Annotated in this window: 12 protein-coding genes; 6 read left to right on the top strand and 6 right to left on the bottom strand. The window is 68.3% G+C overall.

What is annotated here, in order from left to right; translation table 11 throughout:
* Positions 1–99 precede the first annotated feature (99 nt).
* From WME97_RS09945 to WME97_RS09930, 4 genes are read right to left on the bottom strand one after another with little or no spacing between them, the layout of a single operon-like run.
* The gene (locus WME97_RS09945) at positions 100–564 is read right to left on the bottom strand and encodes an ester cyclase (RefSeq protein ID WP_437551470.1); all 465 of its coding nucleotides are present in this window, start codon (positions 562–564) and stop codon (positions 100–102) included.
* Positions 561–1,904 (bottom strand): MFS transporter, encoded by a 1,344-nt coding sequence (locus WME97_RS09940; protein ID WP_437551469.1) that lies wholly within the window; start codon positions 1,902–1,904, stop codon positions 561–563. Before WME97_RS09940 ends, WME97_RS09945 begins: the two co-directional genes overlap by 4 nt.
* On the bottom strand, positions 1,901–2,641 hold the full coding sequence (locus tag WME97_RS09935; protein ID WP_437551467.1) for an MBL fold metallo-hydrolase: 741 nt from the start codon (positions 2,639–2,641) through the stop codon (positions 1,901–1,903). The genes WME97_RS09940 and WME97_RS09935 overlap by 4 nt, the downstream gene beginning before the upstream one ends.
* 17 nt (positions 2,642–2,658) lie before the next feature.
* Positions 2,659–3,351 (bottom strand): ArsR/SmtB family transcription factor, encoded by a 693-nt coding sequence (locus WME97_RS09930; RefSeq protein ID WP_437551465.1) that lies wholly within the window; start codon positions 3,349–3,351, stop codon positions 2,659–2,661.
* 85 nt (positions 3,352–3,436) lie between these two features.
* Here WME97_RS09930 and WME97_RS09925 point away from each other — a divergent pair, with 85 nt between their 5' ends.
* The 5 genes from WME97_RS09925 (at position 3,437) to chrA (ending at position 7,517) form a co-directional block, all read left to right on the top strand.
* Positions 3,437–4,132 (top strand): TetR/AcrR family transcriptional regulator, encoded by a 696-nt coding sequence (locus WME97_RS09925; RefSeq protein WP_437551463.1) that lies wholly within the window; start codon positions 3,437–3,439, stop codon positions 4,130–4,132.
* Positions 4,129–4,965 (top strand): class I SAM-dependent methyltransferase, encoded by an 837-nt coding sequence (locus tag WME97_RS09920; RefSeq protein WP_437551461.1) that lies wholly within the window; start codon positions 4,129–4,131, stop codon positions 4,963–4,965. The genes WME97_RS09925 and WME97_RS09920 overlap by 4 nt, the downstream gene beginning before the upstream one ends.
* Before the next feature lie 454 nt (positions 4,966–5,419).
* On the top strand, positions 5,420–5,824 hold the full coding sequence (locus WME97_RS09915) for a PadR family transcriptional regulator (RefSeq protein ID WP_437551459.1): 405 nt from the start codon (positions 5,420–5,422) through the stop codon (positions 5,822–5,824).
* Positions 5,821–6,306: a DoxX family protein gene (locus WME97_RS09910; RefSeq protein ID WP_437551457.1), complete on the top strand. Its 486-nt coding sequence runs from the start codon at positions 5,821–5,823 to the stop codon at positions 6,304–6,306. Before WME97_RS09915 ends, WME97_RS09910 begins: the two co-directional genes overlap by 4 nt.
* A complete protein-coding gene (chrA, locus tag WME97_RS09905; RefSeq protein ID WP_437551456.1) occupies positions 6,303–7,517 on the top strand; it encodes a chromate efflux transporter in 1,215 nt (404 codons plus the stop codon). The genes WME97_RS09910 and chrA overlap by 4 nt, the downstream gene beginning before the upstream one ends.
* A 96-nt stretch (positions 7,518–7,613) precedes the next feature.
* Here chrA and WME97_RS09900 read toward each other — a convergent pair whose 3' ends face one another.
* The gene (locus tag WME97_RS09900; RefSeq protein ID WP_437551454.1) at positions 7,614–8,594 is read right to left on the bottom strand and encodes a response regulator; all 981 of its coding nucleotides are present in this window, start codon (positions 8,592–8,594) and stop codon (positions 7,614–7,616) included.
* Between the two features lie 389 nt (positions 8,595–8,983).
* On the opposite strand from WME97_RS09900, the gene WME97_RS09895 reads away from it, so the two are divergent.
* Positions 8,984–14,950 (top strand): AAA family ATPase, encoded by a 5,967-nt coding sequence (locus tag WME97_RS09895; RefSeq protein ID WP_437551453.1) that lies wholly within the window; start codon positions 8,984–8,986, stop codon positions 14,948–14,950.
* Here the strand turns inward: WME97_RS09895 and WME97_RS09890 are convergent.
* Positions 14,931–16,343 (bottom strand): L-serine ammonia-lyase, encoded by a 1,413-nt coding sequence (locus WME97_RS09890; protein WP_437551452.1) that lies wholly within the window; start codon positions 16,341–16,343, stop codon positions 14,931–14,933. The genes WME97_RS09895 and WME97_RS09890 overlap by 20 nt on opposite strands.
* Positions 16,344–16,430: the final 87 nt, after the last annotated feature.

Genomic DNA, 16,430 nt, shown 5'->3' with positions numbered 1-16,430 from the left:
GACGAGGCAGTCCGGGGATAAGCCTCGAACCGGCTCGCCTCCTGTTCAGGCCACGCGAACCTCCGCGAGCATGTCCCCGTGCTGCGGTCGGTTCTGAGATCACGATCGTGGTGTCGTTTTCGTCGCGTGCCCCGACCGGCTCGCAGCGATCAAGCTGCGCAAGCTCTTGGCGCCTATCAGCAGCGAACGCGCGAAGCCCAGCTGCCGAAGCAGCCCGAGCATGTCAGTCACGGACCAGTCCTCAACGATGAGTCCATTCTCGAAGCGACTGATGGTGATGCCGCTGAAACGGACGGGGCGGCCATGGCTTGTGCCGCTGATCACAAAACGGGACGTCACCCGATCTCCCTCGACGACCTGGTCTTCGACGCTGATGGACATGTCCGTCAGAAGGCTACGATACAGGGTCACCGACCGCTCGACACCAGCGTGTCCGCGGAACTCAAGATCGTTGACGTGGTCGACGAACGACGGGCTGTAGTACCGAGACGCGGGCTCTAGACCTGAGCCCGAACAGACGCGCTCGAGCGCGCGCCTTGCTTTCTCCGCGAGATCCTTGCTCATCGCTCACCTCGCGTCTCGAGCGACACGCCCATAGCGCCGCGACCGCTGTTCGAGGCGGTGCGAAGCCCGGCGGGCGCCACGCGGGTCGGCTCGAGTTGTGCCGGAGCCGCGGTACGGCGCAGCGTCTCGCTCATGCGGACCGCCACGACCAGGCCGGAAGCGAACGTGAGCGCGGCGACGAGCCACATGGCAGCCGGGAGGCCGAGCGCGTCGGCCGTGATGCCGGCGACGAGCGCGCCGAACGCGTAGCCGAGGTCGCGCCAGAGCCGGTACACGCCCACGGAAGAGGCGCGCCAGGAGGGGTGCGCCACGTCGCCGATCGTGGCGAGCAGCGTCGGGTACACCATCGCCGTGCCCACGCCCAGAAGGGCCGCACCGACCGCGAAGCCCGCGAAGCCGGTCGACATGACCACGGCCGCGATGCCCGCGGCCTGGACCCACATGCCGCCTGCGATGAGCCACTTGCGGCCCACGCGATCGGACCACGCGCCCGTGAAGATCTGGGAAATGCCCCAGGTCGCTGGATAGACCGCCGCAAGCGTGCCGATCTGTCCGAGGTTCATCCGGGCCGCCGCGAAGAAGAGCGGGAAGAGCCCCCACGCCATGCCATCGTTGAGGTTGTTGACGAGGCCAGCCTGGCTGACGCTCGACAAGTTCCTGTCGAGGAGGGATGCCCGCCAGAATACCTCGCGCTGCGTGGGCATGCCCTCCGGCGGTGGCGCGCCGTGGAGCTTCGCCTCGGCGGCCACGTGGTGCTTCGTCTCGCGCACGACGAGCACCGAGAGCAGGAGCCCGAGCGCGACGAACGCCACGCCCAGGTAGAACGGCTCGGGGCGCAGACCGTGATGCGCCGCGACGACTCCGGTAGCGAGCGCGCTGCCGGCGACGGCGAAGTACCCGGCGAACTCGTTGAGGCCCATCGCGAGCCCGCGCTTCTGCGGACCGGCGAGGTCGATCTTCATGATGACCGTCGTCGACCATGTGAGGCCCTGGCTGACGCCCAGCAGCGCGTTCGCGAAGAGCACCCAGGCCCAGCTCGGCGCCCACATGAGCAGGAACGGCACCGGCGCCGCCACGAGCCAGCCCCCCACGAGCACGTGCTTGCGTCCGAAGCGATCCGAGAGCCGCCCCGCGAGGTAGTTCGTGAGCGCCTTCGTCACGCCGAACACGACGATGAACGACAGCACCGCCGTCTTCCCGGCGAGGTGGAAGTCCTGCTCGGCGATCGGCGGGAGGATGGTGCGCTCCATCCCGACCATCGCGCCGACGAAGGCGTTGACGAGGACGAGCAGCGAAAATTGCCCGAGGTTTTCGCGGATGCCGAGCCGCACCTGGCTCATCGCGCGGGCGCCTCTCGGCCCTGGTTGATGCGGAGTATCTGTTCCATCGCCGCTGGCTTCGGGGGGACGTCCGAGAGCGCGTCGACGAAGGCCTCGCGCGACTTCGAGAGCAGCGGGTTCCACCGCTTCTCGAAGGCGATGGTGCTCGACGGCTTGCCGCTCATACCGGCACCGCACGCTGACCCGGCGAAGTGCCCCGGGTACACCTCGAGGTCGCCGGGCAGCGTGAGCAGCTTCTCGTGGATGCTGTCGTGAAGCTCGCCCGCGTTCTCGCGCACACGCCCCGGGAGGTCAGGACGGCCAACGGCGCCGACGAACAGCGTGTCGCCGGTGAGCACGAACCACGGGTCCTCGCCGCGTCGGAGATCCGTGACGACGAGGCAGACGCTCTCCGGCGTGTGCCCGGGCGTGTGGAGGACCTTCACGCGCGTGTTGCCGAGCTCGATCTCCTGGCCGTCCGTGAGGGGCTCGAACGGGTGCGCGACGTTCGCCGACTCATACAGGCAGTACGCCGCGTCGGCTTTCCTCGCGAGCGCGGGCCCTCCGGAGCGGTGGTCGGCGTGCACGTGCGTGTCGATGACGTGCGTGATGCGCATGCCCTTCGACGTGGCGAAGGCGATGTAGTTGTCGACGTCCTCCTCGTGCGCGTCGACGACCGCGCACTTGCCGAGTCCCCCGCAACCGAAGAGGTACGCCGCGCAGCCGGTGTCGAAGTAGTAATAGGGCTTGAAGATCATGGACGTGCTCCTTCGCGTTACGCGCCACCTGATGAGGCGCTCTGGCGCGCCTCGATGCTCCAGCCGCGGGCCTGCCAGTCGACGACTCCCTGCTCCATGCGGTGAGCCTTGAAGCCCTGCTTGCGGAGCAGCTCGACCGCTTCGAGGGCCATCACGCAGTACCGCCCGCGGCAGTAGGCGACGACCTCGCGATCGCCCGGCAGCTCCTTGAGGCGTGCTTCCAGCTCACCGACGGGGATCGAGATCGCGCCGGGGATGTGACCGGCGCGGTACTCCTCGAGGGGGCGCACGTCGAGGACGGTCACCTCGCCGCTCTTGACGCGGCGAAGCAGCTCCTCGTCGTCGACCGCCTCCATCGCGCCACGCTGCTCGAAGTACTCGCGGGTGACCTGGTCGATCTCGGGGAGTCGCGTCTCGGCGAGCCTGCGCATCGCGAAGACGAACAGGCCGATCTCGCCGTCGGCGAGCCGGTACTCGACGTACAGACCCTTCTTCTCGGCGTCGACGAGCCGCGCCGCACGAAGGACCTGCAGGTGTTGCGAGGCGTTCGCGACCGAGATGCCCGCCTGCTCGGCGAGCGACTCCACCGTGCGCGGGCCCTGACAGAGGAGGTCGAGCAACTCCAGCCGCTTCGGTGCCGAGATGGCTTTCCCGAGCCGGGCGAGCTGCTCGTAGATCGCGTCCTTGAACCGCCTATGGAGGGTCGTCACGTACTCAAGTATTCAAGCAATAAATTGAATAGTCAAGCAGCAAGGCCATTGACTGACCCGGTCGGTCGGTTATGTTGAGGGGGTGGTGAGGACGATTCCATCGGACCGGTTCCGCCAGCTCGTCGACGTTGCGACGGACACGTTCGTCGCCCGGGGGTACCGGATGACGCAGATGGCGGACGTGGCGAGCGCTCTCGGCGTCGCCAAGGGGACTGTCTACGGCTATGTCGAGTCGAAGGAGGCGCTCTTCGACTTGGCGCTCCGCTTCGCCGACGGTCCTCTGGCGCCCGGCCCAGCCTCGCTGCCATGGAGGACCCCTGGTCAGGGCGCGACCGTGGCCTACATCCGCGAACGGCTTGTGAGCGAGTCGAGCGAGCTCGTCCTGCTCCAGGCGCTCGGCCGGCCGTGCTCGGGAGACGCGGCGGCGGAGTTCGCAGACATCGCGCGTGACCTCTATCGTCGCATGGCGCGCAATCGGAGGAGCCTGAAGCTCGTCGATCGCTGCGCGCTTGATCACCCTGAGCTCGCCGCCGCATGGTTCGACGAGGGGCGATGGGCGCAGCATGCCGCGCTCGCGCACTACCTCGAGCGCCGCATCGCCGACGGCGCGTTAAGGCCCGTGACGAGCGTCTCGATCGCCGCGCGCTTCGTGCTCGAGACCATCGCCTTCTGGGCTGTCCACCGCCACTGGGACCCTTCCCCGCAGCCTCTCGTCGAGGAAGAGGTCGAGGCCACGATCATTGAGCTCGTGTTCCATGGGCTCGCGAAGGAGTCATCATGATGAACCGCGCCCGCCTGTACCTTCCGCTTGCTGGTTTCGTGATCCCAACGGTCGTCATCGGGTACGGCTTCGTGATCCCTCGAAGCTGCATCGCGGGCGTGAACGAGCTCACGCTCGGCTTCGCAACGACGATACTCGGCGCCGTCTTCACCTACGTCGCTGGCCTGCGAACGGCGTTGTCGGAGATGCAGGGCGCGACGTGCTCGAAGCCGCCGCTCCGCATCCGGCTTTCCCGCTGGGTGAACCGCCAGGCGGCCCATCCACGCGGTCTCTTCGGCCGCTTCCTCGGATGGAATTGGACCCGGGAGACCGCGGCGGTGAACGCAGCGACGCTCGACCTCCTCTCGATCGAGCCCGAGAGCCGGGTGCTCGAGCTCGGCTGCGGACCCGGCGTGACGCTGCGCGAAGCCGCGCGACGCGCGAGCCGTGGCAGCGTGGTCGGTCTCGATGTCTCGAATCTCATGATCGCCACATCGCGACGATGCAATCGAACCGGGATACGCGAAGGCCGGGTCGAGGTACGGAAGGCCGATGCAGACGATCTCACGCTCGAGGCGGAGGCGTTCGATCGCATCTACTCCGTTCACTGTATCTACTTCTGGAACGACCCGGACCGCGTCTTCGGGCAGCTCGCCGCTGCGCTCCGTCCGGGTGGAAGGCTCGTGCTCGCCTTTCGGCCGGAAGGGCCGAGCGTGCCCGCGCGCTTCCGCGACCCGAGCTACCACTTTTACGTGCCCGAGGACGTGATCGCTCGCCTCGCGACGGTCGGGCTGAGTAGTGAGGTATCCAAACAATCGGATGACGTCGTCTGGATTGTGGCAGAACGGCCGTAGACGAACAGGTGCAGGTGCCACAGCAGACGTCTCACCTTCCTTCTATGTCGGCGTGAAGCTCGCGAGGTCGGCCATCCCGAGCGCCGCCTCGAGCTCGGCGACCTCAGCGACCGCCTTCTCGAAGCCCCCCTCGCCGAGCATGCGGTGCTCCTTGTCCTCGAACTGCTCGCCGAGCTCGGCATACGCCTTCCCGCCGACGAGCGCGCGAAGTGCGGGGAGAGGAAGTCTTCGTCGAGCTTCTCGTGCCGGTCACGAGCGCAGTAGCCGGCTCCATCCCGTGACCTGCGATGCGGGCGGTTCGAGCCATGGATCACGATACCAGGCAGCGCCGAGCTGGCCGATGCGGAGGCGCCGGGTTCGATTGTAGGACCGAACCGGAAGGCTAGAGGCCGCGTCCGTAAGGCAGCAGGCCGAGCTTGACGACATTACGAAGATCGTCTACGCGCTTCGAACTATGATCTCGACGGCGGATCGTGAGATCCGGGTGGGCCTCTGGAAGATCCACATCCTTCACCACGCCGCGGCGCGCGAAGTTTGGGGCCTGTGGCTCCTGGAGGAGCTCGCAGAGCACGGCCATCGGTTGAGCCCCGGAACGCTCTACCCGGCGCTCGCCCGCATGGAGCGCCACGGCTGGCTGGAGGCCAGCCAGGAGACGCAGGCGCGTGGCCGGCGAAGCTACCGCGCGACGGCCGCCGGCCGCCGGCTGCTCGGTGCGCTCAAACGCGACGTGGCGGAGCTCTACCGCGAGGTCGTACTGGGCGAGGAGCCCCGCGGCCGCGCGGCAGCTTCAGGCGAGAACCGTGGCGCCGCCGTGCGCCCCCGCAAGCGCACTCCATCAACGAGGGCTGGAACGAAATGATGCAACACCTGCGCAAGATGCTCGATACCGAGGCGCCTGCGGCGACGCTCCTCGTCCGCCTCTCGGTCGGAGCCGTGTTCCTGTCCGAAGGGATCCAGAAGTTCATGTATCCAGCGGAGCTCGGCGCCGGAAGGTTCGTCAAGATCGGCATCCCCTGGCCGGAAGTCATGGGACCTTTCGTGGGGGTGGTCGAGATCGTCTGCGGGGCGCTCGTGCTCGCGGGGCTCCTGACCCGGCTCGCCGCCGCTCCGCTCGTCATCGACATGGTCGTGGCGCTGGTCTCGACCAAGCTTCCGATCCTGCTCGGCCGCGACATCCTCGGCTTCCACGTGCGCAAGATGCCGCAATACGGCTTCTGGAGCATGGCCCACGAGGCGAGGACGGACTGGGCGATGCTGCTGGGCGCGCTCTTTCTCGTCATCGTCGGCGCGGGGCGCCTGTCCGTCGACGCGCGCCTGGCGCGGCGCCGGAGCGCGCCGTGAATGAATCAGCCACCTCTCCCACGTCGGTCCGGCGCTGGACGGGGGCTGATCTGCGCGAGCTCGCGTGGCTGTTCCTGCGCCTCGGCGTGACGGCGTTCGGGGGGCCTGCCGCGCACATCGCGATGATGCAGGACGAGGTCGTGCGCCGGCGCAAGTGGCTCTCGGAGGAGCGCTTCCTCGACCTGCTCGGCGCGACGAACCTCATCCCCGGCCCCAACTCGACGGAGATGGCGATCCACATCGGCTACGAACGAGCGCGGGGACCGGGCCTCGCGGTGGCCGGCATCTGCTTCATCGTGCCCGCGATGCTCATCACGGGCGCCCTCGGCTGGGCCTACGTGCGCTTCGGAACGTTACCGGCAGCGACGTGGCTGCTCTACGGCATCAAGCCCGTGATGATCGCGGTCGTGGTGCAGGCGATTGGCACGCTCGCGCCGAAGGCCGCACGCACCACGTCGCTCAGGCTCCTCGGCGTGCTGGCTGCCGTCCTCGCGTGGCTCGGCGTGAACGAGCTCGCCGTGCTGTTCGGCGCGGGCGCCGCGAGCGCGGTGCTCGCTCGCCCCGGCAGAAGCCTTGGCAAGCCTTCCGCCCGCCCTCCGGCGCCAACGGACGAAGATACCGGCAACAGAGCGGTCGCGCTGGCGCCTTGGCTTCCCGGGTTTGCCGTCGCAGGGTCGGTCACGCTGCCAGGGATCTTCTGGGTGTTCTTCAAGACCGGCGCGGTCCTCTTCGGCAGCGGCTATGTCTTGCTCGCGTTCCTGCGCGCGGATCTCGTCGAGCGGCTCGGCTGGATGACAGAGGCGCAGCTCATGGACGCGATCGCGGTCGGGCAAGTCACGCCGGGGCCCGTGTTCACGACCGCGACGTTCGTGGGGTACGTGCTGGCCGGCCCTGCGGGCGCGCTCGTCGCGACCATCGGCATCTTCTTGCCCGCGTTCTTCTTCGTCGCCGTGAGCGGCCCCTTGGTGCCGCGGCTGCGCCGCTCGCCGGTCGCGGGGGCAGTTCTCGATGGCGTGAACGTCGCTTCTCTCGCCCTCATGCTCGTCGTGACGGTGCAGCTCGGTCGCGCTTCGCTCATCGATCTGCCCACCGTGCTGCTAGCGGCCGCGAGCGCGCTCATGCTCTTTCGCTTCAAGGTCAATTCGACGTGGCTCGTCGTCGGCGGCGGCGCCCTGGGCTGGGCCATCCACCGCGCAGGCCTCGCGGGGTGAGGTCGGCGTTCGGCACGCGCGGCACCAGCGACAAGCCGAGCGGTCCGCTCACGGCACGAGCAGTGTGACGGGCAAGCCTCCGGCAGAGCAGAGGTCCTATCCTCGATGACGGGAGGCGTGCATCGCGACGGCGATGCCGTCCTGGAGCGTGCCCTTCGTGACGATGCCTTGCAGCGGCGCGTCGAGCTGCACGAGCGTTCGGGCCACCTCCGAACCTATCCCGGTGATCACCGTGCGCGTCCCCAGGAGCCGCAGGCCGCTGGCCGCGGCGACGAGCATGGTGGCGACGCTCTCGTCCACATGTTTGAGGCCCGTGATATCGATGATGACGAACTCGGCGCCTCGGCTGCTCGCGCCGTGGAGCATCGCATGGTTGGCCTGCTGAGCCCGGTCACTGTCCATCGTACCGATGAGCGGCATGACCAGGATGCGATCCGTGATCGGAATGAGGGGCGTGGAGAGCTCGAGGAGCCGGCCGCGCTGCGCGGCGATGACCTGCTCGTGCAGCGCGGTCCTCTCCGCGTTCGCGTGCCCCTTCTCGACGAGCTCGCGCTCGAGCCCCTCCTTGGCCTCGCGCAACTCGTCCGTACGGGTCATGAGCTCGACGAGGAGCGCCTCGCGCGCGGCCTCGACGGCGACGCGCTGCCTGACCTCCGACTCCAGGCTGGCATTCTTCTCCTGCAACGCTCGCGTCATGCGCCGGACGGCGATGTGCGGGCGTATCCGCGCAAGGAGCTCCTCCGTATCGAAGGGCTTGCTTATGTAATCCACGGCGCCCGCCTTCAACCCTTGCAACCGGTGCTCCCGATTGTTCAAGGCGGTCATGAACACGATCTGAGTGTCGGCGGTCTGCGGGTTGGCCTTCAGGCGCCTGCACACCCCGAAACCGTCGATATCTGGCAACATGACATCGAGGAGAACGAGATCCGGCTGCTCGCGCTCGATCAAGCTGATCGCCATGTTGCCATCCGTGGCGACGGCGAGGTCCAGCTGCTCGCCCGACAGCACGTCGAGGAGCGTGTCGAGGTTGGCGGGGTTGTCGTCGACCGCGACCACGAAACCATTGAATTGCGTCAAAATCGTCCCCCCAGCGCCTGAAAAACGCAGCGTGGACGCTATCAGGGAGCGTGACGACTGTAAAGGGTCACGCATGCAGCGTCGCCCTGGGAGTGCTGTCCGACACTCCCTGCGAAGTACTCATACGACGCATCTGTAACGTGCTTCACGTCGAGAACACCAGGACAGATCGGACTGTACGAGTGCCAACGTGTACGGCTTTGCGCAACGATGAACACGATCTGGAAACGGCGCACGCGGGTGTGCCCGCGCACGCGTGCGGGGTGCGCGAATGTGGCAGTCGCGAAGCGTCTTTCAAATTTGCATTGACTTGTGTTGCCGTGCCCAGGCTAGTTTAGCGCACACTCGGCTATCGGGCCGCGGTGCAGATGCAGGGGAGGGGCTCAGGCATGGAACTGACGGAGTATGCCCTGGGGGATATCGCCTACGAGGGGAGCGAGACGCGCGTCTGTCGCGCGGTGCATCTCCCCTCGGGCGCGCAGGTGGCGATCAAATTTCCGCTCGCCGAGGTGCCCAACCCTCGCGTCATGGGGCGGCTGGTCCACGAGCATCAAGTGCTTCAGCAGCTCGCGGCCGTGCCAGGCGTGGCGCGCGTGCATGCGTTCGAGCAGCGGAACGGCACGGCGGCGCTGGTGCTCGAGAACCCTGGAGCGAGCTCGCTCGATCAGGTGCTCGCCAAGCACGGTCGCCTGCCGGTGGCGGCCGGGCTGCGGTTCGGGCAACGCCTTGCTCAGGTGCTCGAGGGCGTGCATGCCGCCGGTGTGATGCACAAGGACGTCAAACCGCAGAACCTGCTCGTGGATGACACGTACGAGCAGGTCACCCTGCTCGACTTCGGCATCGCCTCGCTGCTGTCCCAGGAAGCGACCGAGGCGAGCATTCCCGAAGCGCTGGAGGGTACCCTGGCGTATATCTCGCCAGAGCAGACGGGGCGCACGGCGCGCGCGCTCGATACCCGCACGGATCTCTATTCGCTGGGCGTGACGCTCTTCGAGGTGCTCTCGGGGCGGCGGCCCTTCACGGACCGCGATCCGCTCTCGCTGGTGCACGCGCATCTGGCCAAAAGCCCGCCTCCGCTCGACACGATCGCGCCGGAGGTGCCGAGCGGCGTGTCGGCGATCATATCGAAGCTCCTGGCGAAGGATCCCGAGCGGCGGTACCAGACGGCCAGAGGCGCGGCCGAGGATATGGAGGAGGCGCTCCGCGCGCTCCACCAGCGCGGTACGGCGGCGCCCTTCTCGCTTGGAAAGAAGGACTTCTCACGGAAGCTGCGGTTGCCGCAGGTGCTCGTGGGGCGGGAGCACGACGTCGAGCGGGTGGGCGAATCGTTTGCCCGCGCCGAGCGAGGCGCGGCGGAGCTCTTGCTCGTCGGCGGACCGTCGGGCATCGGCAAGACGGCGCTGGTGCGCACGGTCTACCACGACATCGCGAAGGCGGGGCGCGGCCTCTTGATCGCAGGCAAGCACGACCAGCTCGCGCGGTCGACGCCCTACGCCGCGATGGCGCAGGCATTCGGGGGGCTGATGCGTCAATGGATCTCGAGCCCGAAGGCGGTCCTGGAGACCTGGCGGGATCGGATCCGGAGCGAGGTCGGGGACAACGCGCGGCTGATCGCGGACGTGGTGCCGGAGCTCGACCTCGTCATGGGCAAGCTGCCGCCGGTGCCGCCGGCGGAGGGCGAGCAGGTGCTCAACCGGCAGAAGCTGACGTGGTTGAACTTCGTTCGAACCGTCACGACACCGAACCCGCCGCTCGTCATGTTCCTGGACGACATGCAGTGGGCGGACAGCGCCACGCTGATCATCCTGCAGACGCTGCTGACGGACGTGGAGCGGAGGTCGCTGCTGGTGATCGCAGCGTACCGTGACAACGAGACGCCGCCCGAGCATCCGCTGTGGAAGCTCGTGGAGGCCGTGGAGGCGAGCGAGGCCAAGGTATCGAGGCTGACGGTGGGCCCCCTGTCGGAAGAGCAGGTGCAAAAGTGGCTCTCGCGCACGCTCGAGAGCGAGCCGAAGCGCGTGGAGCCGCTCGCGCGTGTGCAGTGGCAAAAGACGCGTGGAAACCCGTTCTTCCTGGAGCAACTGCTGTTCTCCCTGCACCGGCAGAAGCTCCTCTCGCGGGACGCGGAGAGCGGGGAATGGCAGTGGAATCAGGCGGACCTGGAGCGAGCGCAGATCACCGACAACGTGGTGTCGTTGCTGACGGACAAAGTGCGAGAAATGCCGGACGCGACACAGCAGCTCATGGGGCTCGCGGCGTGCGCGGGGCACACGTTCCATCTCCATGATCTGGAGCGATTGAGCGGGTGGGAGCCCGCCCGGGTGACGGGAGCGTTATGGCCGGCGCTGCAGGAGGAGCTGGTCGTCCCGGTCGACGGGGCGTATCGCCCCGCGCAGGCGCTCGGAGGGGTGGGAGACGGAGCGCTGGACGCCTCGTACCGGTTCTTGCACGACCGCGTGCAGCAGGCGAGCTACGAGCGGATCTCGCCGGAGCAGCGCGTCCTCGCGCACCTCGAGATCGGCCGGCGGCTCTGGGCGCGGTATCGCGCGGAAGGGGGCACGGCGCAGCAGCTCCTGGAGCTCGCGCGGCACATGAACCAGGGTTCGGCGCGGCTCACGTCCGTCGAGGAGCTCAATGACGTCGCGCGGATGAACCTGGAGGCCGCTCGCGTCGCGAAGGCCGCGAGCTCCCACCGCCTGATGGCCAGCCTGCTGGAGAACGCGCAGGCGCTCCTCGGCGAGCGCGCCGCCGGCGACGAGCTGGCGCTGTCGGTGGAGATAGCGCTGGAGCGGCTGGAGGCGGCCTATCTGCTGCGAGATTTCGAGGACGTCGAAGCACGTGCGCTCGACTTGCTCGCGAGGCCTCTCGGGGCGGTGCCCTGGCTGTCGGCGCAGGAGATCCGCGTCCGCTGCTGCCTGGCGACGGGCCAGTACGCGCGGGGAATCGGGCTTGGTATCGCGGCGCTCGCGGAGCGGGGCTTCGCCTTCCCCGAGACGGACGAGGCGTGCCAGCCGGCGCTGCTCGAGGAGTCCGCCGCGCTGGATCGATGGTTGGAGCAGGACCTCGGCGCGTTCGATCGAATGCCGCCCGAGCAGTCCCCGGAGCACCGGCTCATCGACGCCCTGATGACGCAGACGCAGCTCTGCTCCATCTACGGAGGCCGGCCGATGCTCTACACGCTCATCATCGTTCGCCTTGTCTCCGAGGCGGTGCGACGGGGGGCCCTCACGCCAGCTGCCACCCTGATGCTCTGCAGCTTCGCCAACGTGTGGTCGGTGGCCACGGGCATGTATCGCCGGGTCCTGCGGTGGGTCGAGCCCGGGGTGCGCGCCGCGGAGCGGGTGGGGTCCCCGATGCTCCCCGAGTGCCTGGTGCTTCATGGTATCTACATGGTCTATTCCAGACCTGTCGACGAGACGGCCGCCCTCTATGAGCAAGGCATGGCGGCCGGACTGAAGCTCGGTTCTTTCCAGGGCACGAGCTGGGGCCTCCTCGCCGACCTGTTCTATCACCGCGTCTGGCGTGGCCTGCCGCTCGGCCAGGTCGACGCGCAGGTCAAGGCTCGCTGGGATCTCGTGCAGCGCGCGGGCGACGCCGTGGGGAGGCACCACTTCGAGGCGATCGCGTCCTATTGTGACGTGCTGATGACCCCTGACGGCGCCCCGAAGCTCCTGAACGACGAGCCGCTCTCGCGAGGCTCGCACTCCCTCCTGGCCGACGGGGACGGGTTCACGGGAGGGCTCGCTCGTACCCTGGAAGTCTATCTGTTCTGTGTCACCGGCAGGTGGGAGCGAGCGTTATCGCGGGCGCGGGAGGCAGACCAGTCTCGAGCCGACATCCTCGGCATGCCGCCGGTCACGGATATCCCGTTCTTCCTCGCCCTCTCGGCGGCGAAGCGCTGGCATGACGCCGCCGGCGCCGAGGAGCAGGCGAGGCTGCGGGAGCACATCGACCACGGCCTCGAGCGGCTGCGGTACTTCGCGGAAGGTTGCGCGCCGAACTTCCTCCACAAGCTGCGCCTCGTCGAGGCCGAAGACGCCCGCGTCCGCGGCGAGACCGAGGAGGCCATCGCCAGGTACGACGAGGCCATCGAGCTCGCGCGCGAGCACCGCTTCCTGCACATCGAGGCTCTTTCGATCCAGCTCGCCGCCGAGTTCCGGCTGCAAACGGGCAAGAGGCACATCGGTGCCATGTACCTGCGCGAGGCCCGCGACGCCCATGCGCGCTGGGGCGCGGTCAACGTGGTCGCCCATCTGAACGCGAAATACCCTGCCCTGCTCAGGGCGGCCATGCAGGGGGCGCCTGTCGAGCGCGCGATGACGGCGGCGGCGACCACGGGCGCCTCCACGGGCGCGAGCCTCGACGTGAACACCGCGGTGCGCGCGGCGCAGGCGCTCTCGAGCGAGCGCGACCCGGAGCGCGTCGTGGGCCGGCTGATGGAGCTTTTGCTGGCGAACGCGGGGGCGCAGCGCGGCGCCCTCGTCCTCTGCGAAGGGGAAGCGCTCTCCGTCGTGGCGCGGCTGTCGGTGGAGGGGGCTCGCATCGAGACGGGGCTGTCGGAGCCCCTCGGGCAAAGCCACGACGTGCCGGCGACCATGGTGCAGTATGCGGCCCGCACGGGCGAGCCGGTGGTGACAGGCGATGCGACGAGCGAGGCGCGCTTCGCCGTCGACCCCTACCTCGCGTCGCGCGTGGTGCTCTCGCTGCTGGCCCTGCCCTTGACCCACAGGGGCCATCTCGTGGGCGTGCTGTACCTCGAGCACCGCGACGTGCCGTCGGCGTTCCCTCCCGCGCGCGTGGAGTTCCTGTCGGTGCTGGCCTCGCAGGCGGCCATTGCCGTCGAGAACGCCGTCCTGTACCGGGACCTGGAGGCCAGGATCAAGGAGCGCACGGCCGAGCTCCAGATCGCCAAGGAGGCGGCCGATCGGGCGAACCGGGCGAAGAGCGATTTCCTCTCGAGCATGAGCCACGAGCTGCGCACGCCGCTCAACGGCATCCTCGGTTATGCCCAGGTCCTCGCTCGCGCGCCCGAGCTCTCCCTGAAGAGCCGTGATGGGGTGCAAGTCATCAAGAAATCGGGCGAGCATCTCCTCTCATTGCTGGAAGACGTGCTGGACCTCGCGAAGATCGAGGCCGGCAAGATGGATCTCGTCGCGAAGAAGTTCGATTTCCAGGCGCTTGTGCGCACGGTGGTGGATCTGTGCCGCGTGCGCGCGGACCAGAAGGGCATCGCCTTCACCCATGAGATACGCGGCGGAACGACGTCCTCGTTCTACGGCGACGAGAAGCGCCTGACGCAGGTGCTGTTGAACCTCCTGAGCAACGCCATCAAGTTCACCGAGCGAGGGAGCATCACCCTCGTCGTCGACGAGCTGAAGCGCGGCCCCGGTGAAGCGAGCACGCTGCGGTTCCGGGTCGAGGACACGGGCCCCGGGATTGCCGCGGAGCACGTCTCGCGCATCTTCGATCCCTTCGAGCAGGTCGGAGATCACAAGGCGAAGAGCGCCGGCACAGGGCTCGGCCTCGCCATCACGAAGAGGATCGTCGACCAGATGGGCGGCACGATCGAGGTCGAGAGCGAGCTCGGCCGAGGCAGCGCCTTCACGGTGACGCTCGCGCTCGCGGAGGGGCCAGCCGCCGCGAGCGCCGACAAGACCCTCGGATGGCATACGATCACCGGGTATCGCGGAGAGCGCCGCACGATCCTCGTCGTGGACGACAACCCGCATAACCGTGCCTTGATGAGCGATTTGCTGGTCCCGATCGGCTTCGAGGTCGTGGAGGCCGAAGACGGTGAGGCGGCGCTCCGGCTGGCCATGGAGCGGAGGCCGGCGCTCGTCTTGATGGACCTGGTCATGCCGGGCATCGACGGCCATGAGGCCACGCGCCGCCTGCGGAAGATGCCCGAGCTCGGCGAGGTCGTCATCCTGATCTCGTCCGCGAACGTGTCCGGAGCCGAACAGCAGGAGGGCGTCGGCGCCGGCTGGAACGACTCCTTGCACAAGCCCGTGCAAGCGGGCGAGCTCTTCGACAAGATCCACCGCTTCCTCGGCGTGGAATGGATTCACGCCGAGGAGAAGGCCCCTGTCACGGCGGCGAGGGAGAAGGGTCCGCTGGTGCCGCCTTCGGCCGAGGAGCTCGCCCTCCTATCGCGGCTGGTGGCGTCGGGGCGCGTCCGCAACGTGGTGACGGAAGCGGTGCGGATGGAGGAAACCGACCCGCGGCTCGGCCCGTGGCTCGAGCAGCTCAGGGCGCTCGTGCGGACGTACCAGATGCGAAAGCTGCAAGAGTTCGTCGACGGGTATGCCGCAGGCACGGCGCTGCCCAGGAAGAGCGCTAACACTCCGGCAAATTGACCCCCACCTCCACCGGCACCTCGAGCACGTTCACCGCGAGCCCCCCGCGCGCCGTCTCCTTGTACTTCGACTCCATGTCTGCCCCGGTGTCGCGCATCGTCTTGATCACCTTGTCGAGGCTCACGAAGTGCGCCCCATCGCCGTGCATCGCCATGCGCGCCGCGCTGATCGCCTTGATCGCGGCCATCGCGTTGCGCTCGATGCACGGCACCTGGACGAGCCCGCCCACCGGATCACACGTCAATCCGAGGTTGTGCTCCATCGCGATCTCGGCCGCGTTCTCGGCCTGCGCCGGCGTGCCGCCCAGCCCCTCGGCCAGCGCGCCGGCGGCCATCGAGCACGCGGAGCCCACCTCGCCCTGACACCCCACCTCCGCGCCGCTGATCGACGCGTTCTCCTTGTAGAGAATGCCTATCGCGCCCGCCGTCAGCAAAAAGCGGATGACCCCCTCGTCCGTCGACGTCGGCACGAAGCGCCGGTAATAGTGCAGGACCGCCGGGATGATCCCCGCAGCGCCGTTCGTCGGCGCCGTGACCACGCGGCCCCCGGCGGCGTTCTCCTCGCTCACCGCGAGCGCGTAGAGGCTCACCCAGTCCATCGCCGTCAGCGGATCCCGGAGCCCCGCCTCGGGGCTCTCGATGAGCTTGCGGTAAAGCGCCGGCGCGCGGCGCACCACCTTGAGGCCGCCGGGCAACACGCCCTCCGCCCGGAAGCCACGCCGCACGCACTCCTGCATCACCCCCCAGATGCGCAGGAGCCCCGCCCGGGTCTCCGCCTCCGGGCGAAAGACCTTCTCGTTCTCCAGCATGACCTGGCTTATCGACAGGCCGCTCGCCGCGCACGCCGCGAGCAGATCCGCGGCGCTGTGAAACGGATACGGCAGCGGCGTCGTGTCCGCTTCGATCGGGTTCTCCCCCTTCGCCGCCGCCTCGTTCACCACGAAGCCGCCGCCCACCGAGTAATACACGCGCGCGCGCAGCGGCGCGCCGCCCTCGTCCAGCGCCGTGAAGCGCATGCCGTTCGGATGAAACGGCAGGCTCCGGTGCAGGAAGGCCAGGTGTCCTTTCACCTGGAAGCCGATCTCGTGGCGGGAGAGCAGCGACAGCCGGCCGCTCTGCCGCACGCCCTCGACGATCGCGCCCGCCCGCTCGACGTCCACCCCGTCCGGCGTCTCGCCCATGAGCCCGAGGATCACGGCCTTGTCGCTGCCGTGGCCGCGGCCCGTGGCGCCGAGCGACCCGAACAGCTCCACCGACACCGCCGCGGTGCGGGCGAGCAGGCCCGCCTCGTCGAGATCCACCGCGAACATGCGCGCCGCGCGCATCGGCCCGACCGTGTGTGAGCTGCTGGGCCCGATACCGATCTTGAAGAGGTCGAAAATGGTGACTGCCATGTGACGTGGGACGCCGTTCAGCTGGATCTCCGGCGCCTTTGCCGGAGCGCGCTCGACGCTCGACGGTACACCCTACACCGGTGCAGG

Source organism: Sorangium sp. So ce367 (assembly GCF_051520455.1).
In the GTDB taxonomy this organism is placed as follows: Bacteria; Myxococcota_A; Polyangia; order Polyangiales; family Polyangiaceae; genus Sorangium; species Sorangium cellulosum_B.
This window is presented reverse-complemented; position numbering and strand designations above follow the sequence as displayed.

What these genes read in the sequence shown, in the direction of transcription:
- WME97_RS09890 (WP_437551452.1), bottom strand. Translation starts at nt 16,343, where the DNA reads ATGGCAGTCACCATTTTCGACCTCTTCAAGATCGGTATCGGGCCCAGC.
- WME97_RS09910 (WP_437551457.1), top strand. Translation starts at nt 5,821, where the DNA reads ATGATGCAACACCTGCGCAAGATGCTCGATACCGAGGCGCCTGCGGCG.
- WME97_RS09895 (WP_437551453.1), top strand. Translation starts at nt 8,984, where the DNA reads ATGGAACTGACGGAGTATGCCCTGGGGGATATCGCCTACGAGGGGAGC.
- WME97_RS09920 (WP_437551461.1), top strand. Translation starts at nt 4,129, where the DNA reads ATGATGAACCGCGCCCGCCTGTACCTTCCGCTTGCTGGTTTCGTGATC.
- WME97_RS09945 (WP_437551470.1), bottom strand. Translation starts at nt 564, where the DNA reads ATGAGCAAGGATCTCGCGGAGAAAGCAAGGCGCGCGCTCGAGCGCGTC.
- WME97_RS09935 (WP_437551467.1), bottom strand. Translation starts at nt 2,641, where the DNA reads ATGATCTTCAAGCCCTATTACTACTTCGACACCGGCTGCGCGGCGTAC.
- WME97_RS09915 (WP_437551459.1), top strand. Translation starts at nt 5,420, where the DNA reads ATGATCTCGACGGCGGATCGTGAGATCCGGGTGGGCCTCTGGAAGATC.
- WME97_RS09940 (WP_437551469.1), bottom strand. Translation starts at nt 1,904, where the DNA reads ATGAGCCAGGTGCGGCTCGGCATCCGCGAAAACCTCGGGCAATTTTCG.